This window comes from Photobacterium aphoticum, assembly GCF_001029435.1.
GTDB classification, from domain to species: domain Bacteria; phylum Pseudomonadota; class Gammaproteobacteria; order Enterobacterales; family Vibrionaceae; genus Photobacterium; species Photobacterium aphoticum.
In genome coordinates, this window is record NZ_LDOV01000022.1 from 178,150 (window position 1) to 200,908 (window position 22,759).

Genomic DNA, 22,759 nt, shown 5'->3' on the forward strand with positions numbered 1-22,759 from the left:
TTCAAGGGTAAACAATATGGATACGCCATGGTATAAGCAGTTTTGGCCTTGGTTTGTTTTCGCCATCCCTGCTACATCAATCGTTTATAGTTTAACGGCTGTGTATATCTTCTCTGAAAACAAGGTTGATCTTGTGGCTGAAGACTATTACAAAAAAGGCAAAGCCATTAATCTGGATCTGTCGCGTTTACGCGTGGCGGACGCGTTACAACTCAAAGCCAACATTGCGGTAGCGAATGAAGATATCGCGATTCAATTCGACAAAGGTGAACTGGACACGTACCCCAACTTACGCGTCACCTTCACCCACCGTACACTTGCGAATCAGGATTTTACGCAAATGGTGAGTGCGGATCTGTCAGGCAATTACCGATTTGCTTCGACAAAAGCATTAACAGGCCCATGGTTTATTGAAGTTGAGCCTTTTAATGGAGACTGGATGTTGCAAGGACGTGTAAATCTTCCAACATCTACCCCGATTTCGTTGTACGGGCAGAGCAAGGAATGACAAAAGACTGTTACCACTGTGGTGATCCTGTTCCGCAGGATTACCATCACCAAGTTGAGATCCTTGGGCAACCACGAGATATGTGTTGTCCGGGGTGTGAAGCGGTCGCGCAAACCATCGTGGCAAGTGGCTTGACGTCCTATTATGAGTTTCGCACTGCACCGGCAGAAAAAGCTGATTTAGTGCCGCAACAACTGCAATCCCTCCTTCTGTATGATCACGAAGACATACAGCAAGAATTTGTACGTGATAACGCCAATCACAAAGAAGCCTCTCTATCGCTTGATGGCGTATCGTGTGCTGCCTGTGCGTGGCTGATTGAAAAACAACTCAAACGCGAAGCCGGCGTTATCAATATTCGCGTTAACACGACCACCCACCGTGCCCTGCTGGTCTGGGATCCCGAACAAACCAAATTAAGTCATCTGCTCAATATCATTCATCAACTCGGTTACAAAGCCGCGCCTTTTGAAGCGGATGCGCAAGAACAACTGTACCATCGCACCATGAAAAACTATCTCTATCGATTAGGGATAGCTGGCATCGCGACCATGCAAGTGATGATGCTGGCGGTAGCACTCTATTTTGAAATCTTTGGCGACTTAGATGCAGAGTTCAAAAACTACCTGCGTTGGGTCAGCTTGATCTTTGCTACACCTGTCCTGCTCTACTCAGCCTTACCTTTCTATCTGAATGCCTGGCGCAATTTACGCGCGCGTACGTTGGGTATGGATGTCCCTGTCTCCATTGCGCTGCTGTTTGCCTATATCGCCAGCTTGTATGCGACCGTCATGGAAAAAGGTGAAGTGTTCTTTGAATCCATTTCCATGTTCACCTTCTTTTTGTTGCTGGGTCGCTTTCTTGAAATGCGCGCACGCCGTCAAGCCGCAGCCGCCAGTGCCAACCTGTTAAAACTTGTACCGGCAATGGCCACCCTTGCTGATGGTTCTCAAGTGGCCGCCAAGACGTTGAAAATCAGTGACGTTGTCACTGTTTTACCCGGTGAAAGTTTACCGGCAGACGGGGAAATTGTGCAGGGCGAGACGGCGATTGATGAATCCATGTTAACCGGTGAACCCATGCCGGTTTCCCGCAGTGTCGGTGATAACGTGTTTGCCGGTACCATTAATGGGGACGGCAATATTACCTTGCGCGTCACCCAAGATCGTAATAACTCACTGATCTCAAATATCGTACGTCTGCAAGATGAAGCACAAAGCTCCAAGCCCAAAGTGGCAGAAATTGCTGATATTGTAGCGCGTTATTTTGTTGCGGCTATCTTAGTGATCTCCGCCTGTACTTGGTTTTACTGGTATCAACATCGCCCAGAAGATGCATTATGGATCACACTGGCTGTATTGGTTGCCACCTGCCCGTGTGCACTATCACTGGCTACCCCGACGGCACTGACGTGTTCAACATCCAGTTTAGGGCGCTTGGGCATTTTGCTTCGCCGTGGCCATGTGCTGGAAACCCTGTGTAATGTGAACCAGCTAGTGATCGATAAAACGGGCACCTTAACAGAAGGCAATGTTCGGCTCATAGACACTCACCTTGTTACGCCTCAATCTCACATGCGTTGGGAAGAAACCGATGTACTCGCAACGGCTGCCGAGCTTGAGCGTTTTGCTAACCACCCCATTGCCCGAGCATTCAGTGGTTACCGCAATAGTGCGTATCAGTTTGAACAGGTAGAGAACGTCATTGGTAGCGGTCTGAAAGGTTGGCGACAAGGCCAAGAGTGGCGTATTGGTAAAGCGGAATTCGTTTTGGCAGAGCATCCGGACTACGACGCCCAACTCGCTAACTGTGATGAGCGATATCAAGTGTGGTTAAGCTGCGATCATGAACTGGTGGCAGCCTTCATGCTGGATGACCCTATCCGTGAAGACAGCGCTGAATTGATCAAACAATTTAAAGCGGCTGGCATTCATGTCACCATGCTGACTGGGGATCATTCTTCGGCCGCCCATACGGTGGCTACCGCCTTGGGTATCGATGAACTGGTTGCGGGTGCCTCCCCGGAAGGGAAACTGGCTTACCTGCGTAGCCTGCCGAAAGAAAAAGTCGCGTTAATGATCGGAGACGGTGTGAATGATGCGCCTGTCCTTGCCGGTGCGCACCTGTCTGTTGCGATGGGCGGCGGTACCGATGTGGCGAAATCCTCCGCTGATATGGTGTTGTTGGGCGATCAACTCTCCCGCATTCTTAAAGCGCGTCAGTTGGCCATCAAAACACGTAAGATTATTCGAGAGAATCTGGCGTGGTCGCTAGGTTATAATTTAATCATCCTTCCGCTTGCCGTCGCAGGCTTTGTTGCACCTTATATTGCGGTGGTGGGTATGTCAGGAAGTTCGATCATAGTTGTGTCAAATTCTTTAAGGTTATTAAAAGATAATGTCTAGTCTTTACTTATTAATACCCATTGCGATCATCTTTGTTTGTATCGCGGTTGGCATCTTCTTATGGGCTGTGCGTTCCGAGCAGTTTGAAGATCTTGAGCGCCAAGGCTACGATATTCTGTTTGACGAAAACGAATCACAGCCTACAAAAGCCGCTAAGAAAGCACCTGTCAACGAATCCATCAACGACGACAAGCAGCATGAACGTTGATTTTTACGCCGCATTCCTGATCGGACTCATGGGTGCGGGGCATTGCTTGGGGATGTGCGGCGGTGTGGCCGCTGCCGTCACTTTAGGTATGCCGGGTGATCAACAGTCGCGTCGGTGGCCTTATCTCTTCTGCTATAACGCAGGACGGCTTTTCTCTTACATGATAGCCGGTGCAATCATTGGCGGTGCTTTTGCAGGTATGGCGAACTATAGCGGTTATACCTCCGCCCTTGTCGTATTGCGCTTAGTTGCTGCTTTTATGATGATCCTTCTTGCTCTGTATATCGGGCAATGGTGGCAAGGGGTTAGTCGTATTGAACGACTTGGCCAAGGGCTTTGGCGTCAACTGGCTCCTAAGGCACAATCCTTATTACCCTTGAAATCTCCTTTTGCTGCCCTGCCTTTTGGTGCACTTTGGGGATGGTTACCGTGTGGCTTGGTGTACTCCACATTAAGTTGGGCGGCTGTTTCCGGAGGGGCCTTTTCAGGGGCCGGCGTGATGTTCGCCTTCGGTTTGGGGACGTTACCCGCGATGATCGCGGTCGGTGGTATGGCACAGCAGCTACAAAAATGGCTAAAAAACCACTACGTCAAACGTGCGAGCGCCTTGCTGTTACTGGCTTATGGGGTTCATACTGGTTATATCGCAATCAAACAAATAATGTAGTCATTTTTAATACTCGTCATAATGATTCATATTATGTTAAAATATTGACCTACATCAAATTGGTTAGACAGGCTTATGATTTCAGACAAACTTACAACCAAACGTATCCAATCTGGCGGGTGTGCGATCCATTGTCAGGATTGCAGTATCAGTCAGTTGTGTATTCCATTTACGTTAAATGAGTCTGAGTTAGATCAACTGGATCAAATTATTGAACGTAAAAAGCCAATCCAGAAAGGACAAGAGCTTTTTAAAGCAGGCGATGAGCTAAAGTCACTGTATGCGATCCGTTCAGGGACCATTAAAAGCTACACCATTACAGAACAAGGTGACGAGCAGATCACTGCATTCCACCTTGCCGGTGACCTTGTCGGCTTCGATGCTATCAATGAAATGATGCACCCTAGCTTTGCACAGTCTCTGGAAACGTCAATGGTGTGTGAGATCCCTTTTGAAATCCTCGATGATCTGTCAGGGAAAATGCCAAAACTGCGTCAGCAAATCATGCGTTTGATGAGTAACGAGATCAAAGGCGACCAGGAAATGATTCTGCTGCTTTCTAAAAAGAATGCGGAAGAGCGCTTGGCGGCGTTCCTTTACAATCTCTCTCTACGTTTCTCACAGCGTGGTTTCTCTCCGCGTGAGTTCCGTTTAACGATGACTCGTGGTGATATCGGTAACTACTTGGGTTTGACGGTGGAAACAATCAGCCGTTTGTTGGGACGTTTCCAGAAATCAGAGATGCTGAGTGTAAAAGGGAAATACATCACCATTCTTGATCACGAAGAACTTGCGAAACTGGCTGGTGTAAACAAAAACACTATCGCCTAACCGTTGACGTATCGAAGTATCCTTCAAAAAAGTGATATATGCCTTGAGCTATATCACTTTTTTTGCATCTAAAGAACAAAACTCCTCCCCTATATTCACACAATGCGTTAATGTTATAACTGTTGAATCGATATTATTTAACATCTCTATTTGTTGTTAAGCTGTTGATTTGCTGAAACCAATCTGATTTCTCACCGCAGAACGCTTGAAAGGATAACAGAGAAAACAGGGTCTGGTTTATCTGCCAACACAGTTGTGTAAGGGGGCAATATGACCAAGTATAAGAATATTCTCGTCGTCGCTGATCCGGCTCAAGACAAGCAACCTGCGCTGTCACGTGCTGTCCAAATTGCACGTATGTCTGATGATGTGTCTATTACCATCTTTCTTGCTATTTATGACTTCTCTTATGAAATGACGTCGATGCTATCGGCGGATGAACGCCAGGCTATGCGCCGTGGTGTTGTGATGCAGCGCGAGGCGTGGATCAAAGACATCATCCGTCCCTATGTCGAAGACGGCATCAAGATTGATATCACTGTGGTTTGGCATAATCGCCCTTATGAAGCGACCATTGCTGAAGTCTTTAGCAAGCACCACGATTTGGTGATTAAAGCGACTCACGATCACCCTAAACTTGGCTCGGTGATTTTTACGCCGACCGATTGGCACTTATTGCGTAAATGTCCGGTACCGGTATTGATGGTGAAAGACCACAGCTGGCCCGCTAACGGTAAAGTGTTGGGCAGTGTGAACCTGGCTGCGGATGATGAAACACACGAACATTTGAACAATGCGATTGTTGACGAAGCCAAAGACATGGCTGAGCTGCTGGGTGCGGAGGTGCATTTGGTGAATGCCTACCCTGCCACCCCGGTCAATATCACCATTGAATTACCGGAATTTGATCCCGCCTCTTATACCGATGCGGTACGAGGCCATCACTTGAAATCCATGAAAGCACTGCGCCATCAACATGGTCTTCCAGAAGAGCAAACCCATGTATTAGAAGGCTTACCGGAAGACATTATTCCGCAAGTCGCGCAAGATTTGGATGCAGGGTTGGTGATTCTGGGGACGACCGGCCGTACAGGCTTGTCAGCAATTTTTATCGGGAACACCGCTGAACATACCATCGACAGCTTGAACTGTGACTTGTTAGCACTCAAGCCAGAAGGCTACATCAGCCCATTGAGCCCGAATTTGTAACTGATTCTCCGTTCGTTTGACTCCACAACGAAACTAACGAAAAAAGCCTCCGAAGGGAGGCTTTTCTTTGTTCTCGCGAGAGTGCTTTGACTCTATCTCAATAAGGTGATGGATGGGTGGTGACAACCTTACTGGATCTGTACTGAATTCACCGGCTTCACTTTGTTGCTCGCTGGCTTTTCTTCAATATTCACCAATGCTTTTGCTGCCTTAGTGACATACCATTCCTTACGAATTTTATCGCAGTACTTGCGGTTGATGCCGCGCTTGGTCCACTCACTCGCAATCGCCACGCGGGTATGTTTTGATTGACGGCCATAAGCGTATGTCTCACAGATTTCAAGATTGCTCATTTGCTGCGGCGTTTTCATCACTTTGCTGCTGCGCAACCCCAAGGCTTCCGCTTGCATGGCCGAACAACCCGACAACAATGTCAGGGAGCAAACCAGGGAGAGTAAAACAAGCGCCGGTTTAACACATTGACGGGTACGAGATGGTACAGATGGGATCATGGCGGGTATCTCTCCTTTTTTCATTGTCACAGATTATAACCGACTGTTTTTCCATGCCAATAGACAAACACCGCGATAGAAGGGATTTCACGTTCATAACATGTAATGGGTTACACCGAACAAAGCAAGACTACCGATGCCCATCTGAATCGCCGCTTTATTATCTTTTTTAATCTAAAATCGTGGATTTATACCAAAAGGTACTAGCATCTACGTTGCTAATCCGTATCATACAGCCTCAAACTTTCTGACGGCACCGGCCAGTCAGCAAGAGTCCCTTATTTCTGAACAAACAGAGTGTGATGAGCAGTCTCATCACGGCTGAATCTGTTTTTCAAAGAGAGATTGAGAATGAGCGATACTCAAGAGCTAAGCAAAGCTCAACAATACAACTTCAACAAGCTGCAGAAAAAACTACGTCGTAACGTGGGTAATGCAATTGCTGACTTCAACATGATTGAAGAAGGCGATCGCATCATGGTTTGCCTATCTGGCGGTAAAGACAGCTACGCAATGCTAGACATCCTTTGCAGCCTTCAGCGCAATGCGCCTGTTAAGTTTGAGCTTATTGCTGTCAATCTTGATCAGAAACAACCAGGTTTCCCTGACCACATTCTGCCTGAGTACCTAGAGTCTCTAGGTATGGAATACAAGATCGTTAACGAAGATACCTACTCTATCGTTAAAGAAAAAATCCCAGAAGGCAAAACAACATGTTCACTGTGTTCTCGCCTTCGTCGTGGTATTTTGTACCGCACGGCGAAAGAGATCGGTGCAACGAAAATCGCACTGGGTCACCACCGTGATGACATGCTAGAAACTTTGTTCCTAAACATGTTCTACGGCGGCAAAATGAAGGGTATGCCACCTAAATTGGTGTCAGACAACGGTGAACACGTGGTGATCCGTCCGCTGGCGTACTGCCGCGAGAAAGACATCGAACGTTTCAGCGAGATGAAAGAATTCCCTATCATCCCATGTAACCTATGTGGCTCGCAGCCTAACCTGCAGCGCCAGGTGATCAAAGAGATGCTACGCGACTGGGACAAACGTCACCCGGGCCGTATCGAAACCATGTTCACAGCAATGCAAAACGTAGTGCCTTCTCACCTAGCTGACTTCAACCTGTTTGATTTCAAGAGCATCGATAAAGATTCTGGTGCGATTGACGGCGGTGACATCGCATTCGATAAACAAGAGATCCCAACTACGCCAGTATCTGGTGAAGAAGTGGGTGAATTTGTTCCTGGCGAGCAGCTGGATATTGTTCAGATCAACTGATCAGCTTAGCTATTCGATATAGCGACAAAACACAAAGAGCCGCATCATGCGGCTCTTTTTTATATCCAATGTTTCTTGTCTCAACGTTTTTGTAATCAGTGAATGTTTCAGGATTACTTGAACAAACTCATGAAGAACATCTTAATGTAATCTACTAAGCGAGTGAACAATCCCCCTTCATCTACTGATTCCAATGCCACCAATGGTACCTCGGCCACATCCGTACTATCGACCTGATAGAAAATCTTACCAACAACATCGCCTTTCTTGATCGGCGCCATCAGTTCGCCGTTTAAAGACACGGTCGCTTTCAAATTCTTCGCATCATTACGTGACACCGTCACATAGCTATCTTCAGCCGTCCCTAAGGAAATTGTATCGGCATTACCCATCCAAATCGTTTCTTGGAGCAGCTCATCACCTTTCTTATGCGGTGACACCGTCTCAAAGAATCGGAAACCGTAATTCAGCAGCTGCTTACTCTCTGCTTCTCGGCTTTTCGTGCTGCTTGATCCCATCACAACAGAAATCAAACGCATGTCACCTTCCGTCGCAGAACTTGCCAAGCTGTAACCCGCGCCACTGGTGTAACCGGTTTTCATGCCATCAACGTTCAAGCTGCGATCACCCAACAGACCATTACGGTTACGCTGAGTAATGTCGTTATAAGTGAAAGAACGCTCGCTATACAGCGAGTAAATATTTGGCAGATCTGATATCAGAGCACGGCCTAACAAGGCAATGTCATACGGTGTCGAATAGAGCTCATCGCTATCCAACCCATGCGGGTTCGCAAACGCACTGTTATTCATGTTGAGCTTTTTCGCCCACGAGTTCATCAGGCTAACAAACGCCCCTTCTGAACCCGCTACGTGCTCAGCAATCGCCACGCTGGCATCGTTACCTGATTGAATAATTAAGCCACGGTAGAGATCCATCATGTTCACTTCGGTATTTACTTCAATGAACATTTTTGAAGAATCCGGGAAGTTACGCGCCCACGCATTGCGGCTGATCACCACCAAGTCATCTTCGCCGATATTGCCGCTTTTCATTTCTTGCCCGGCCACATAACTGGTCATCAGCTTGGTTAAACTGGCGGGGTTCAGTTTGTCATGGGCATTTTTTTCAACCAGCACTTTGCCGGTATGGTAATCCATTAACACATACCCTTTTGCCCCTAATTCAGGTGCATCCGGGATCACAGTTGGCGCAGAAAAGGCCGTCGCCGAGAAGAATACTGTGCCTGCTACTAGCGTGCGTAGAGGGACATTCCGTTTATTTGTCATATTACTCGCCGTCAATGGTGAATCTAAAGCCGTATAGTTTCAAAGCAGTATATCTAAGGGAAACAGTAAATCTTGTGACCTTTACGAAGTCTTACGTTATTGTAAGGTTCGTTACAACTCACTTCACTGTTACTATGATTTTCTACGCAGCCTGTTGCTATTGCGTCGTTTCCACTACGTTTTATCACAAAAAGATTACGTAGCGCCATAAGGTGTTGCGTATTGGTTAAAAGATTGCAATGCTAACTGCTGTAAAATATCACTATGCATCAATATGCCGATATTTTCAGTGTCGATATGAGTCAACTTAAAGGATTGATAATGACTTTCTATCAAAAATTAGAACAACATCATAAAAAGCTGGCAAAGCTCGATCATCTAGCATCAATCTGCAGTTGGGACCAGGCTGCAATGATGCCTGAAGGCGGAAATGCTGCACGCTCAGAAGCCATGGCGGAATTAGCGGTTATTAGCCACGAAATGGCAACCGCCCCTTACCTGGCAGAATGGTTCGAATTAGCACATCGTGAATCGCTGTCTCAGGAAGAGAAAGCCAGCCTGACCGAAATGAAACGTGTATGGCGTAATGCCAATGTCCTCCCTGCTGATCTCGTCGAAGAACAATCATTGGCCTGCTCGACGTGTGAACATGCATGGCGTACACAACGCGGCAACAATGACTGGCAAGGATTCAGTGAGAACCTGAAAAAAGTCGTCGAACTGACCCGCCGTGAAGCGAAAATCCGATCTGAAGCCACTGGCTTAAGCCCATATGATGCCCTGTTGGATCAGTATGAACCCGGCATGACCAGTGCAAAACTGGATGCCCTGTTTGCCGATGTGAAAACGTGGTTACCAGAGCTCATCACGCAAATTCGTGAAAAGCAAACCCATGATGAAGTGATGCAGCCTGTCGGCCCGTTCCCGATTGATGAGCAAAAAGCACTGAGCTTAGACATCATGCAAAAACTGGGCTTTGATTTTCACCATGGCCGCCTCGATGTCAGCATGCACCCTTTCTGTGGCGGTGTGCCAACAGATGTACGTATTACCACGCGCTATGATGAAGCGGATTTTACTTCTGCATTAATGGGCGTGATCCACGAAACCGGTCATGCCCGCTATGAGCAAGGCTTACCTGAAAAATGGGCAGGCTTGCCGGTAGGTACCGCGCGTTCAATGGGCATTCACGAATCCCAAAGCCTGTTCTTTGAAATGCAGCTGTCACGCAGTGAAAACTTCATTGATATTCTGGCGCCGTTAGCGGCTGAAACCTTCAATCGTATTGATGATCCGGCGCTAACTCCCGAAAACCTGACTCTGCTTAACACTCGTGTTGCACCGGGGTATATCCGAGTCGATGCCGATGAAGTGACCTACCCGGCGCACGTTATTCTGCGCTATGAGATTGAACGTGATTTGATTGAAGGCCGCATTGAAGTTGCGGATATCCCAGAGCTATGGGACAGGAAGATGCATGAATACCTTGGCCTAAATACCAAAGGCAACTTTACCGATGGTTGTATGCAGGATATTCACTGGCCAATGGGAAGCTTCGGGTACTTCCCGTCATATACGCTCGGCGCCATGTATGCGGCACAGTTTATGGCTGCCATGCGTAAGGAAATGAACGTAGAAAACCTGATTCGAGAACGTAATTTCCAGCCTATTTTTAACTGGCTAGATCGCCATGTTTGGAAGCGTGCTTCTTTAGTCAACACGGATAAGCTGCTGATTGAATCTACCGGTGAAGCGCTTAATGCCCAGCACTTAAAAGATCATCTCATCAGCCGTTACTTAGGCTAAGCCTTTTTCTGTAGAAGGCTTTATCCTTGAGGTTCTCTTCTTGAGATCAGCCCCTGGCCGTAACGGCTGGGGGTCTATCTTCTGTAGTCGCCTTCTATCGTCCTCTTTTGCTTCCTCTTTTAAATCTTTTCTTTCATCACATTCATAACCCCATCATTTACAGCATGTTTCTTAAAGATTAGGACTAACTCACATTATTCATCCCCCTGAGGTATATACTTGAGAGAGACTTCGAGAAGGAACCGCTATTATGATGAAATACGAAGCAAAAGATTTAAATTACAAAGGGGAATCCTGCGGGGTCCATAACTGGATAACAGATGAAGGGCACAGTTTCTACTGGCACCCTGACTGGATACACATTGCAGAAGATCAGACCGGCATTCACCCAAAAGAGAAGCTTGACGTTAAAGACAATGAGAAAGGAACCAGAGCGCACGCTATTTCCGCCATCATCAAGCACCTGAACAACTGGATCGTCGACGAGATTGAAAAGCACCCTGAAGTAAAAGATCAGGCACAGCTTTACGACAAAGATTCGTGACCCAGCGAGCCCTGTCATTGATCCTATTGCTGCACACTATTCGAAAGCCAGCATGATAAAAAACGCCCTGCTCGGTTATTCCGTTCAGGGCGTTTATATTTACTACGCATCATCGTTCAGGCGTAACGATTCCGCTTAGCCAAAGTCTTACTTTGCGTAATGCTTAGCTGTGTTTTCAGCCAATTTCACAATAACGTTCACCGCTTGCTGCATGCCTTCTACCGTAATAAACTCATGAATACCGTGGAAGTTGTAGCCGCCGGTAAAGATGTTCGGACATGGCAAGCCCATGAATGACAAACGTGCACCGTCTGTACCACCACGAATAGGCTTGATCTCTGGCTCAACATCACAATCAACCATCGCTTGTTTCGCCAATTCAATAATGTGTGGATGTGGTTCCACCATTTCACGCATGTTGGCGTAGCTATCGACGATTTCCACACTCACATGGCCTTTTGCCAAACGCTGGTTAAGGGCTTCAACGTTTTCTTGAATCAGTGCTTTACGACGCGCCAAGCTGTCGGCATCAAAATCACGCAGAATGTAATGCAGTTTGGTTTTTGCCACGCTTGGTTCCATAGATACCAGGTGGAAGAAGCCTTCATAGCCTTCTGTACACTCTGGTGTTTCTTCCATTGGCATCATCAGCTGGAACTGAGCCGCAATGTTCATCGCGTTGATCATTTTATCTTTTGCGGTACCTGGGTGCACATTCACACCGTGACAGGTCACAAAGGCTGAAGAGGCGTGGAAGTTTTCAAACTCTAACTCACCCACCGGGCCGCCATCAATGGTGTACGCCCATTGTGCGCCAAACTTCTCAACATCAAATTTGTCAGCACCACGGCCGATCTCTTCATCCGGCGTAAAGCCAATACAAATATCGCCGTGTTTAATCTCAGGGTGAGCTTTCAGGACGGCCATTGCAGTGATGATTTCTGCAATCCCCGCTTTGTTATCCGCACCTAACAGCGTAGTACCGTCAGTGGTAATAATGTTATGGCCATGCAGACGATTAAGATCAGGGTATTGAATCGGTGACAACACTTCTTCACCTGTACCCAATGCAATATCGCCACCTTGGTAGTTTTCCACGATTTGTGGATTCACATCTTTACCAGACGCATCCGGCGCAGTGTCCATGTGGGCAATAAAGCCGATAGCAGGCACATTGTACTCAACATTCGAAGGCAGTCGCGCCATCAGGTAGCCATTGTCATCCAATGTGACATCAGACAGCCCCAAGGCAATCATTTCTTCTTTCAGTTGCTGAGCTAATACACGCTGCCCGTCAGTACTTGGGCAGTGGGCATTGGCTGGGTTTGATTGCGTTTCAAAACGAACGTAACGCAGAAAACGTGCAATTAATTGTTCCATATCCCACTCATTCAGTGCTTTTCAATAAAGATAGGGACAAAGTATCAAGGCTACGTCTGGAAAAGGAATTGCGATGAATCATGATTTGTTACATTTCGTCCATTAAATAGCCAGAATTCCCATGCATTACTTAAAATAGGTATAAAAAAACCCGAGCGATGATGCTCGGGTTTATCATTTCAATACAGATAGATTCTGTGAATAAAGGACTGCGTGTTAACTTTCTCTGGGTAACACCTATATTAAACGCAGATCACTAAGTTAATCGTTTATCAGGAGTAAATCCTTCGACAACGAATTCCTTGGTAACTAGTTCCTCGGCAACCAAGGCGTCACTTTCACAATAGAAGATGGGAATGGCACCGTTTCTTCTGCTGTTAAATCCGCCAATTTTAAAACGGCTTTATTATCCGTTACGGTGACCTGAGTACCATTGGTTAATTGAATCAGAGTTGGCTGAGCCGAAGATAACGTACCTGAGGCTGTCCTTTGCGGGGCCAAATGCACAACGACACCTTCTACAGACGGCATAAACCAATCAGAGAACATGCCGCCTAAATCAGACAACATCACCTGCATCTGCGGCACAAGGCGCGCAACATCTGCGTGTGAAAGTGATGATTCAAAGTGATCACGGGCAATCACCTGCATGGAGACATCACAGGTAATGCCATCATCAATGACAAATGTCACATCCGGATTAGCCTGACGCAGATTGTTATCAACTGGAATATCCAACTCGTTACTCTCAGGAATGACTAACGCTTCGTAATGCTCATCTTTTTGCATCCAGCCTTTATGAACATCACATACGCTGCCATCTCGCTGGTCAAGTAAGAAAAAGGCAATCTTCACATCATCATGCCCTTCTTTTACATTCTGCTTTAACTTACTGAATAAGGTGCTATATCGCATACCGACTTCTTGTGCGGCGGCGCTATTCGCATAAAGCGACGTACTTGCCATCAAACCTGCTAATAACCAATGGGTTAACTTCATCCTTTATCCTTGGAGCCAGTATTGTTTGTTGTGTCGGATCATGGCTTGGATTTCATCCACATACGCATGACCACGTTCAGAGTATTGGGTCAGTCCTTCTGCCAATGAATTAGCATCTATCGGCTTGTTCTCTACACGCAGTGCAGTACGAATATCACGTAACGACTGGTAAGCACGATGCGTATTCACATTCATGAAATAGCCCTGAACAGCTAAATAAGGTGATGCAAATACAGCCACTTCGTGCGCAGCCCCCTCGTTACGGGCATTAGGCACTAATCCACATCCTTTACGGTAACACCATTGGCCAAAATAGTTATTACCATCAACGGCAAAGCGTGATGTACCCCAGCCTGATTCCTTCGCCGCTTGGCTAAGAACGAGTGATTCTGGTAACACATCAACACGGTTGAGCATCACGGACAACCAATCCATCGTGACAGTGTCACCATCGACAGGTTGCTTATACGTATTGCCCAGTTTAACGGCATATTCCTTGTCTTCACCGGCAATCAAAGCAGAAGCGGTTATCTTCTCCTGCAAAGACAGCAAGAACGTGCGTTCCCGTTCAATACGTTGGTTTTCGTGAATCACGGCGGGTCTTAGGTAATCAAAGAACGCCGCCTTTTTTTCTTTTACATCCTTAAAGGTGGAAAAGTCTGGCTTTACTTTCTCGGCATACATCGCTGCCGTTTCATTTTCTGCTGTTAAAAATGGGTTTTCCCCACAAGCGGTCAAGCCGCTTAACAATGCTACGATAGCAATGGCTTTATTATTTATTGTTTTTCTTATCACGCGTTAAAAACCTGAGGGTCCTCTTTATCGGTTGGAGTATTATCATCTTCCCCTTTCTTTACCGTAGTAACTTGGAGTGTAATTCCAAATAGATTGCGGTAGATGATAGCTTTTGCATTAAAAAAGAACGGAATGGTCCAAATTAAACCAAGACCCGCTGTTGCAAATGAAATAAGGAACATGGCGACAATCGCAATATATATTGCCGTAATAGGCAACAGCTTGCGCAAAACAGCAATTGTGGAATATTGCAATGCCTTCAACGGTGTCACACGTTTTTCGCAAATTAAAATAATCGCCAGGCTGAAACACATTGAAACCAACCAGCCTAATAACGGAACAAATTCGCTGATGATGCCTTGAATAGATGAAGACAGTAATACTGTGACAATAGCAATCAACGCATAAGGCAAGCCTTTCACTAAATGGCTTGGTTTACTTGGCAAACCCACCGCATGGTTCAATGACATCAAGGTTACCCCCACAAACAGTGGTGCACTCAATACGTCTGACCAGTAGTTAGCCCAATGGCCCGCATTGAGGATTTCAACCGAGACTTCCCCACCGGCGCTGCCGTTAACGATGCTATCGAAGAACACCCAAGGACTGCCGAGTTGCACTTGCAATGCAACCAATAGCAAGGCCATTTGCGCGAGGAACAAGCCGACAATTGCAGGAAAGAAGGACAAAAAGTGCTTTGCCGTTGTTTTCCATGCTTCTTGTAGCACAGACAACGAATGCAGTTCACTCTCTCCTTTCAAGGCTTTTTCAATGGAACCACCCACATGGAATGTTTTGTTATTCATCTGTTTTTCACTAAATTTTATACATTGATAAGGTTGATTGTACGCTAGGTAAGCAAGATAAAGAAATAGCACAACGGTATGACCATGACAGGAGCACAGTCATGAGAAAACGCATCTGTAAAATAACATTCTAATTATTGCACTATGATTAATGTTTACCCAGCGTCTATAATTAGGCTTTGATATTGATTTAAAAGCATTTTTATGCGCATTTCAAGTGCTTAGTGTTTGCTTTATTATAAGGCTGAGTCCCTTGTAATAATTTGATCTTAAAAATTGAAAAAAAACGCTTTAATTTACACGTTTAGGGGACTATTATGCGCCCCCTAAATTCATACTAATAGTTGGGGGGATTATCTATGAAACCCCTGGGTGGAGATCACGTAGAATTGAACGCTGCAGAAACTACTAAAGCACCGGTGATTCAGCTTAAAGGGCTGAGCAAAAGCTTCGACGGTAAGCAAATTATCACTGGTCTCGATCTGAATGTTAACGATGGTGAATTCCTAACCATCTTGGGTCCTTCTGGTTGTGGTAAAACAACTGTACTTCGCCTTATCGCGGGTTTTGAAAACGCTGATGAAGGTCAAGTTGTTATTGCTGGCAACGATGTGACAAACATTCCCGCCGAGCAACGTAACGTAAACACAGTCTTCCAAAGTTATGCGCTATTCCCGCATATGACTGTATTCGATAACGTTGCATTTGGTCTTCGTATGCAAAAAGTGGCCGAGAGCGAGATTGAACCTCGCGTTATGGAAGCTTTGCGTATGGTTCAGTTGGAGCAATTTGCCCCACGCCAACCACACCAACTTTCTGGCGGTCAACAGCAGCGTGTCGCAATCGCTCGTGCCGTTGTCAACAAGCCTAAAGTATTGCTGCTTGATGAATCTCTATCAGCACTGGATTACAAACTGCGTAAGCAGATGCAAATCGAGCTGAAGCAGCTACAACGTAAACTTGGCATTACTTTCATCTTCGTTACTCACGATCAGGAAGAAGCCCTATCAATGTCTGACCGTATCATCGTTATGCGTTCAGGTAACATTGAGCAGGACGGCAGCCCTCGTGAAATTTACGAAGAACCAGCTAACCTATTCGTTGCCCGCTTCATCGGTGAAATCAACGTATTTGACGCTGAAGTCAAAGAACGTCTAGACGATAACCGTGTACTGGCTAACGTTGAAGGTCGTCATTCCATGATCCACTGTAAGTTGGACGTGAAACCTGGCGATAAAGTGAAAGTGTTGCTACGCCCTGAAGATATTCGTATTGAAGAAATCAACAACGGCGATGAAGCACACGGCATCGTGGGCTACATTCGTGAGCGTACCTATAAAGGTATGACTCTGGATTCAGTTGTTGAACTAGAATCAGGCAAGCCAGTAATGGTTAGCGAATTCTTCAACGAAGATGATCCTGATGTAGACCACTCTCTGGATCAGAAAGTTGCCATTACTTGGGTTGAAAGTTGGGAAGTGGTACTTGCAGATGAACAAGAAGCTTAATCTTCAGAACATCATTATTACGGTCATCGTAAGTTGGTTGTTGCTGTTTGTCTTCATTCCAAACTTGATGATCATCGGAACCAGTTTTCTGACCCGAGATGATGCAAACCTGATCGAAATGACCTTTACCTTGGACAACTACATCCGGTTGTTCGACCCGCTTTATGCGAAGGTAATGTGGCACTCGTTCTACATGGCGCTGGTGGCTACCCTACTCTGTTTGTTGATTGGTTACCCATTTGCCTACGCGATTGCCAAGATGCCTGAAAAATGGCGTCCATTTATGCTGTTTTTGGTTATCGTTCCTTTTTGGACGAACTCACTGATTCGTACTTACGGTTTGAAAATCATGCTGGGTACACGCGGTATTCTTAACAATACCCTGATGTACTTAGACATTATCGATAAACCGTTGCGCATCATGTACACCGAATACGCAGTAATGGTTGGTCTGGTTTACATCTTGCTGCCATTTATGGTGCTACCGCTTTACTCTGCGATCGAAAAATTGGATCACAACTACATTGAAGCGGCACGCGATTTGGGTGCAAGCAAGTTCCAAACGTTTGTGAAGGTCATTTTCCCACTGACAATGCCAGGTATTATCGCCGGCTGTTTGTTGGTACTGCTTCCAGCGCTAGGCATGTTCTACGTGTCTGACCTACTGGGTGGTGCGAAGAACCTTCTGATCGGTAACGTCATCAAGAGCCAGGTATTGAATGCTCGAGATTGGCCGTTCGGTGCAGCGACAAGTATCGCGCTAACAGTAGCCATGGCAGTGATGCTATACGCCTACTACCGTGCGGGTAAGTTGCTCAACCGTAAAGTGGAGCTTGAATAATGGGACGCGCATTTAAATTCAGTTTTATGACTTTGGTGTATGCATTCCTTTATACACCGATCATCATTCTGATTGTTAACTCATTTAATGCCAGCAAGTTTGGTATGAAATGGGGTGGTTTCACCATGAAGTGGTACCACCAACTGGTTAGCAACGATAGCTTGATGCAGGCCGCTTGGCACTCATTGAACATCGCTGTTTTCTCTGCAACTGCTGCCGCTATCATCGGTAGTTTGACGGCTGTTGCCCTCTTCCGCTACCAGTTCCGCGGTAAGAGTTTTGTAAACGGTATGCTGTTCGTTGTAATGATGTCTCCAGACATCGTAATGGCAATTTCGTTGCTTGCTCTGTTCATCCTTGTGGGTGCAGAACTTGGCTTCTTGTCACTGCTACTTGCACACATCACATTCTGTCTACCTTTCGTTGTGGTAACAGTTTACAGCCGACTAAAAGGCTTTGATGTGAAGATGCTTGAAGCAGCACGAGACCTGGGTGCAAGTGAGTGGGTAATTCTGAAGCAAATCATTTTGCCACTGGCAAAACCTGCTGTTTTTGCAGGCTGGTTGTTGAGCTTTACCCTATCTCTGGACGACGTGATCGTAAGTTCATTCGTCACAGGTCCAAGCTATGAAATTCTACCGTTGAAAATTTACTCAATGGTTAAAGTCGGTATCTCGCCAGAAGTGAACGCATTGGCTACAATTATGCTAATTGTTTCTCTGGTCATGGTCATCTCTTCGCAACTTATTGCGCGAGACAAGATCAAGTAACAACGGCTTCACGCTTTAAAATTGGCTTTATGCCAACTAACGAGCAAGTGGCCCTCCGGGGCCACTTGTTTTGTATAAAACACCCTAAAAGGGTTTTGGAGAAGATAATCTAATGAAGAAATGGTCCGCTTTTCTAACCGGCACTGCAATGGCTGCAGCGATGTTCACTAATGCTGCTTACGCGGCAGATGAAGAATTAGTTTTCATGAACTGGGGTCCGTACATTTCTACGGAGCTACGTGAGCAGTTCACTAAAGAAACGGGTATTAAAGTGATTTATTCGACTTACGAGTCGAACGAGACTATGTACGCTAAGTTAAAGGCTCACCCAACCGGTTACGACCTAGTGGTGCCATCAACTTACTTCGTTGCAAAAATGCGCGATGAAGGCATGTTACAGAAAATCGACAAATCAAAGCTAAAAAACTTTAAAGAACTTGATAAGAATTATCTGGACAAGCCTTTTGACCCAAATAATGATTACTCTATCCCACACGTAATCGCTATGACCGGCCTGGCAGTAAACACTGACATGTACGATCCAGCCGATTTCGACAGCTGGGCTGACCTATGGAACCCTGAGCTGAAAGGCCAGCTAATGCTGATGGACGACACACGTGAAGTGTTCCACATCGCACTACGCAAACTAGGCTACTCAGGTAACACCACAGATCCTAAGCAGATCGACGAAGCACACGAAGAGCTGAAAAAACTAATGCCTAACGTATTGGTATTCAACTCAGACAACCCTGCGGCACCTTACCTTGCTGGTGAAGTTGGCCTGGGTATGCTTTGGAACGGTTCTGCAGCAGCAGCTCAGAAAGAAGGTCTACCAATCAAACTAGTATGGCCTAAAGAAGGCGGTATTTTCTGGGTTGATAGCCTAGCAATCGCTAAGAACGCGAAGAACGTAGAAGCGGCTCACAAGATGATCGACTTCCTAATGCGTCCGGACGTTGCAGCGAAAATCTCTGAAGAAACGGGTTACCTGACTGCGGTTGAGAAATCAAACGCGAAATACAAAGACAACCCTACTCTATTCCCACCTCAAGAAGATCTTGATCGTGGTGAGTGGCAAGACTCAGTGGGTGACATGAACATCCGCTACGAAAACTACTTCCTAGAGCTTAAAGCCGGTCAGTAATTTTCACCTCAAAAGCAGCTCCTCGGAGCTGCTTTTTTGATCGTAATAACAACTCTCTCTGTAATCCTTCTCACACTCTTTTCTTTCTATATCTTCGTATGCAATTCAAGACATTGCCTCTCGTCTAATGTCTGCCTCTGTGCTCATATCATGCCAATAACAACATAACCCTATGAGGTCGATATGAAATTGCGATGTGTTATTTCCAGCTTGGCATTTCCTCTCGTAGAATACAGTCTTCCGCTATCTCACTGATTCAGCCTTTTATTACCATTATCATGAACAAGCCGAAGATCCGTATTTATACAGCCCGAGCCTAGAACAATTCATCAGTTACGATGATCCGCGTTCAGTGGAAGCTAAAGGCAAGTATGCGGTAGACCAGCAACTCGGCGGTATTTTTGCGTGGGAGCTTAGGTCGGATAACGGTGACTTAATGAAAGCAGCAAATATGGGTATCGGGAATACGCCAATTAAGCCATAGTGACAAGACAAAATCGCGCAGTATCTAGCCAAACGCAAAACGATATTGCGCAATTTTTGTCAAAATCCATTTTTGTTTGTCATAAGCTGTTGATACCCTGCTATAATAGTGCTGATTTACATCAGTTATCACCCGTCAGGAAATCAAAACCCATTGTTTTGGTTTCTTTTATTATGTAGGAGAAGCGGTAAATACCGCTAGAGAACACTCTCAAAATTCCTGTTTGTTAGGAGCATGAAAAATGAAAAAATGGTCTTCTTTGATGGCCGGCGGTATGTGTGCGATGGCAATGTTTTCAGGCATTGCGCATGCGGCAGACGACGAACTTTATTTCTACAACTGGTCTGAGTATATCCCAAGTGATGTACTAGAAGAGTTTACGAAAGAAACGGGCATTAAAGTAATTTATTCGACGTATGAGTCGAATGAAACCATGTACGCCAAGCTAAAAACGCATGGCGGCGGTTACGACCTAGTTGTCCCTTCCACGTACTACGTATCTAAGATGCGTGAAGAGAACATGCTTCAGAAGATTGATAAATCAAAGCTTTCTCACTTTGACGAAATCGATCCAAACTTCCTGCATAAGCCGTTTGATCCACAAAACGACTACTCTATCCCATACATTTGGGGTGCGACAGGTATCGGTGTGAACACGGATATGATGAACAAAGCACAGGTAACTAAGTGGGCTGACTTCTGGGATCCTAAATGGGAAGGCCAGCTAATGATGATGGACGACTCTCGTGAGTTCTTCCACATTGCCCTACGTAAGCTTGGCTACTCTGCGAACACAACAGATCCAGAGCAAATCAAAGCGGCTTACGAAGAGCTGAAGAAACTGATGCCAAACGTATTGGTTTTCAATTCTGACTACCCTGCTAACCCATACATGGCTGGCGAAACGTCACTAGGTATGTTGTGGAACGGTTCTGCGTACATGGCTCGCCAAGAAGGCGCACCAATTGATATCGTATGGCCAGAAGAAGGCGCGATTTTCTGGATGGATAGCATCTCTATCCCTAAAGATGCGAAAAACGTAGAAGCGGCTCACAAGATGATCGACTTCCTACTTCGCCCAGATAACGCAGCGAAAATCGCACTGGAAATTGGTTACCCAACACCAGTCGCTACAGCAAAGAAACTGCTACCAAAAGAGTTTGTTAACGACCCAATGATCTACCCACCGCAAGCTGTAATGGATGCAGGTGAATGGCAGAACAGCGTTGGCTCTGCAAACACCCTATACGAAGAATACTTCCAGAAGCTAAAAGCGGGCGAGTAATCTTTCTAGCAAGCACATAATGAAAAGCCTGGTTTGTGAACTGACCCCCAATAGTTGGACAACCAATTATTGGGGGTTCTTTTTATGTCCAAATACAAGCGCGAGTTTAAGTGTCTGGTTGCCAAGCAGTGTTTAAACGGGTTGTCATCCGAGGTGTTAGCTAAACAACATTCAATCTCCTCTAGGCAAATTCGATACTGGACTCAAGTCTTTGCTATCCATGGTAGCCGTTCATTTCTACCCGCAACGCAAGCTGCTACAGCTCAATCTAAGCTGGCCGCATTGAAATTAATGTGGACGAATAGCTGGTCTGCAACGCACACTAGCGCAGTGTTAAATCTCTCTTCCCCTGGTATCTTCACCACTTGGCTCAAACGCTACAATGAGCAAGGTTTACAGGGGCTTGAACCGCAGCCTAAAGGTAGACCTCCAATGAAACAGCAACCTCAGACGACAACTAAACCAGATAGTGAACTGACAGTCGAAGAACTGCGAGAAGAGCTGGCTTATTTACGTGCGGAGAATGCTGTTCTAAAAAAGCTGGAGGAGTTGGAGCAAGAGAAAAACCGTCGAATGAAGAAAAAACGGTAATCGCTCTGACTCTAAGAGGTAAATACCCTCTTAAATACTTGCTGCGAGCCCTGAGCCTAGCAAAAAGCGTATTTTATTATCAGGCCAAAGTTAGTCAACTTCGTGATGGTTATGAATGTGAAAAGCGGTTAGTACAGTCTATTTACCGTGAGCACAAAGGACGCTACGGGTATCGTCGAATTCACTTAGAACTGAGAAACCGAGGGATCATGCTAAATCACAAGACAGTGCAAAAGCTTATGATGCAGTTAGGCTTGAAGTCAACGGTAAGGCCCAAGAAGTACCGGTCTTACCGTGACCAGGCCGGGGAAGCGGCACCGAATGTACTTGAAAGAGGGTTTGAGGCGAGTAAGCCTGATGAGAAATGGGTAACAGATGTTACTGAGTTTAAAGTCAAAGGGCAGAAGGTATACCTGTCTCCTGTGATTGACCTATTTACACGAGAAGTGGTGGCTTATCAACTTGGTCAACACGCCGATTTACGACTCGTTACCGGTATGCTAGAAGAGGCTATCTCAAAGCTAAACCTGAAGTCGAAGCCCATAATACACAGTGACCAAGGTTGGCAGTATCGACACCGAGCCTATCAAAAACAGCTCAACGATAATGGGCTAACACAAAGTATGTCGAGAAAAGGAAATTGCTTAGACAACGCGGTTGCAGAAAACTTCTTCGCATTACTAAAAACAGAGATGTACCATAATCAACATTTTGAAGATGCTGATGATTTGATGGAACAAATCAAAAAGTATATCGAGTACTACAATACCAAACGTATTAAAGTGAAACTAAAAGGCCTGACTCCGATAGAGTATCGAAATCAGGCCTTGAAAGCCGCTTAACAGAAATGTCCAACTTTACGGGGTCACTTCATTCGACCAGGCTTTTTGCTATCT

22 protein-coding genes and 1 pseudogene are annotated in these 22,759 nt (G+C 45.8%); 17 read left to right on the top strand and 6 right to left on the bottom strand.

The window, feature by feature from the left end; all coding sequences use genetic code 11:
* Positions 1 to 16: 16 nt before the first annotated feature.
* From ABT58_RS12715 to uspE, 6 genes are all read left to right on the top strand, one after another.
* Positions 17 to 508, top strand: a complete 492-nt coding sequence (locus ABT58_RS12715; RefSeq protein ID WP_047874774.1) for a FixH family protein — start codon at positions 17 to 19, stop codon at positions 506 to 508.
* Entirely contained in the window at positions 505 to 2,913 is a 2,409-nt protein-coding gene (locus ABT58_RS12720) for a heavy metal translocating P-type ATPase (protein ID WP_047874775.1), read from the top strand. Before ABT58_RS12715 ends, ABT58_RS12720 begins: the two co-directional genes overlap by 4 nt.
* A complete protein-coding gene (ccoS, locus tag ABT58_RS12725) occupies positions 2,906 to 3,121 on the top strand; it encodes a cbb3-type cytochrome oxidase assembly protein CcoS (protein WP_047874776.1) in 216 nt (71 codons plus the stop codon). The genes ABT58_RS12720 and ccoS overlap by 8 nt, the downstream gene beginning before the upstream one ends.
* On the top strand, positions 3,111 to 3,788 hold the full coding sequence (locus ABT58_RS12730; RefSeq protein WP_047874777.1) for a sulfite exporter TauE/SafE family protein: 678 nt from the start codon (positions 3,111 to 3,113) through the stop codon (positions 3,786 to 3,788). The genes ccoS and ABT58_RS12730 overlap by 11 nt, the downstream gene beginning before the upstream one ends.
* A gap of 75 nt (positions 3,789 to 3,863) precedes the next feature.
* Positions 3,864 to 4,619, top strand: a complete 756-nt coding sequence (locus tag ABT58_RS12735) for an FNR family transcription factor (RefSeq protein ID WP_036832058.1) — start codon at positions 3,864 to 3,866, stop codon at positions 4,617 to 4,619.
* A gap of 270 nt (positions 4,620 to 4,889) precedes the next feature.
* Positions 4,890 to 5,828, top strand: a complete 939-nt coding sequence (gene uspE, locus ABT58_RS12740; RefSeq protein WP_047874778.1) for a universal stress protein UspE — start codon at positions 4,890 to 4,892, stop codon at positions 5,826 to 5,828.
* A gap of 128 nt (positions 5,829 to 5,956) precedes the next feature.
* Here the strand turns inward: uspE and ABT58_RS12745 are convergent, their stop codons facing one another.
* A complete protein-coding gene (locus tag ABT58_RS12745; RefSeq protein WP_229821642.1) occupies positions 5,957 to 6,340 on the bottom strand; it encodes a hypothetical protein in 384 nt (127 codons plus the stop codon).
* Positions 6,341 to 6,691: 351 nt separating this feature from the next.
* Between ABT58_RS12745 and ttcA the strand changes: the two genes are divergently transcribed.
* A complete protein-coding gene (gene ttcA / locus ABT58_RS12750) occupies positions 6,692 to 7,621 on the top strand; it encodes a tRNA 2-thiocytidine(32) synthetase TtcA (RefSeq protein ID WP_047874779.1) in 930 nt (309 codons plus the stop codon).
* A gap of 113 nt (positions 7,622 to 7,734) precedes the next feature.
* Here ttcA and ABT58_RS12755 read toward each other — a convergent pair whose 3' ends face one another.
* Positions 7,735 to 8,910 carry a D-alanyl-D-alanine carboxypeptidase family protein gene (locus tag ABT58_RS12755; protein WP_047874780.1) on the bottom strand — a complete coding sequence of 392 codons (1,176 nt, stop codon included), beginning with the start codon at positions 8,908 to 8,910 and terminating at the stop codon, positions 7,735 to 7,737.
* A gap of 321 nt (positions 8,911 to 9,231) precedes the next feature.
* Here ABT58_RS12755 and ABT58_RS12760 point away from each other — a divergent pair, with 321 nt between their 5' ends.
* Both ABT58_RS12760 and ABT58_RS12765 read left to right on the top strand, forming a co-directional pair.
* Positions 9,232 to 10,716 (top strand): carboxypeptidase M32, encoded by a 1,485-nt coding sequence (locus ABT58_RS12760; protein WP_047874781.1) that lies wholly within the window; start codon positions 9,232 to 9,234, stop codon positions 10,714 to 10,716.
* A gap of 250 nt (positions 10,717 to 10,966) precedes the next feature.
* Positions 10,967 to 11,260, top strand: coding sequence for a hypothetical protein (locus ABT58_RS12765; protein ID WP_047874782.1), 294 nt, complete (start codon positions 10,967 to 10,969; stop codon positions 11,258 to 11,260).
* A gap of 147 nt (positions 11,261 to 11,407) precedes the next feature.
* Here the strand turns inward: ABT58_RS12765 and pepT are convergent, their stop codons facing one another.
* The 4 genes from pepT to ABT58_RS12785 all read right to left on the bottom strand — a co-directional run bounded on the left by pepT (position 11,408) and on the right by ABT58_RS12785 (position 15,240).
* Positions 11,408 to 12,640, bottom strand: a complete 1,233-nt coding sequence (pepT, locus tag ABT58_RS12770; protein ID WP_047874783.1) for a peptidase T — start codon at positions 12,638 to 12,640, stop codon at positions 11,408 to 11,410.
* Positions 12,641 to 12,949: 309 nt separating this feature from the next.
* Positions 12,950 to 13,639 (bottom strand): DUF2987 domain-containing protein, encoded by a 690-nt coding sequence (locus ABT58_RS12775; protein WP_047874784.1) that lies wholly within the window; start codon positions 13,637 to 13,639, stop codon positions 12,950 to 12,952.
* Positions 13,640 to 13,642: 3 nt separating this feature from the next.
* On the bottom strand, positions 13,643 to 14,434 hold the full coding sequence (locus ABT58_RS12780) for a glucosaminidase domain-containing protein (RefSeq protein WP_229821640.1): 792 nt from the start codon (positions 14,432 to 14,434) through the stop codon (positions 13,643 to 13,645).
* Positions 14,431 to 15,240: a membrane protein gene (locus ABT58_RS12785; protein ID WP_047874785.1), complete on the bottom strand. Its 810-nt coding sequence runs from the start codon at positions 15,238 to 15,240 to the stop codon at positions 14,431 to 14,433. The genes ABT58_RS12780 and ABT58_RS12785 overlap by 4 nt, the downstream gene beginning before the upstream one ends.
* 389 nt (positions 15,241 to 15,629) lie before the next feature.
* Here ABT58_RS12785 and potA point away from each other — a divergent pair, with 389 nt between their 5' ends.
* The 8 genes and pseudogenes from potA (at position 15,630) to ABT58_RS12820 (ending at position 22,705) form a co-directional block, all read left to right on the top strand.
* Complete coding sequence (potA, locus tag ABT58_RS12790) at positions 15,630 to 16,748, top strand: spermidine/putrescine ABC transporter ATP-binding protein PotA (RefSeq protein WP_047874849.1); 1,119 nt, start codon at positions 15,630 to 15,632, stop codon at positions 16,746 to 16,748.
* Complete coding sequence (gene potB / locus ABT58_RS12795) at positions 16,732 to 17,589, top strand: spermidine/putrescine ABC transporter permease PotB (protein ID WP_047874786.1); 858 nt, start codon at positions 16,732 to 16,734, stop codon at positions 17,587 to 17,589. The genes potA and potB overlap by 17 nt, the downstream gene beginning before the upstream one ends.
* Positions 17,589 to 18,359 (top strand): spermidine/putrescine ABC transporter permease PotC, encoded by a 771-nt coding sequence (potC, locus tag ABT58_RS12800; protein ID WP_047874787.1) that lies wholly within the window; start codon positions 17,589 to 17,591, stop codon positions 18,357 to 18,359. The genes potB and potC overlap by 1 nt, the downstream gene beginning before the upstream one ends.
* A gap of 112 nt (positions 18,360 to 18,471) precedes the next feature.
* On the top strand, positions 18,472 to 19,503 hold the full coding sequence (locus ABT58_RS12805) for an extracellular solute-binding protein (RefSeq protein ID WP_047874788.1): 1,032 nt from the start codon (positions 18,472 to 18,474) through the stop codon (positions 19,501 to 19,503).
* Positions 19,504 to 19,783: 280 nt separating this feature from the next.
* A pseudogene (locus ABT58_RS24570) lies at positions 19,784 to 19,987 on the top strand (glycosyl hydrolase family 18 protein); the annotation flags it as partial.
* Positions 19,988 to 20,249: 262 nt separating this feature from the next.
* A complete protein-coding gene (locus ABT58_RS12810; RefSeq protein WP_373300179.1) occupies positions 20,250 to 21,272 on the top strand; it encodes an extracellular solute-binding protein in 1,023 nt (340 codons plus the stop codon).
* An 84-nt stretch (positions 21,273 to 21,356) separates the two neighbouring features.
* Positions 21,357 to 21,863: a helix-turn-helix domain-containing protein gene (locus ABT58_RS12815; protein ID WP_047874850.1), complete on the top strand. Its 507-nt coding sequence runs from the start codon at positions 21,357 to 21,359 to the stop codon at positions 21,861 to 21,863.
* Positions 21,863 to 22,705 carry an IS3 family transposase gene (locus tag ABT58_RS12820; RefSeq protein ID WP_107204993.1) on the top strand — a complete coding sequence of 281 codons (843 nt, stop codon included), beginning with the start codon at positions 21,863 to 21,865 and terminating at the stop codon, positions 22,703 to 22,705. Before ABT58_RS12815 ends, ABT58_RS12820 begins: the two co-directional genes overlap by 1 nt.
* Positions 22,706 to 22,759: the final 54 nt, after the last annotated feature.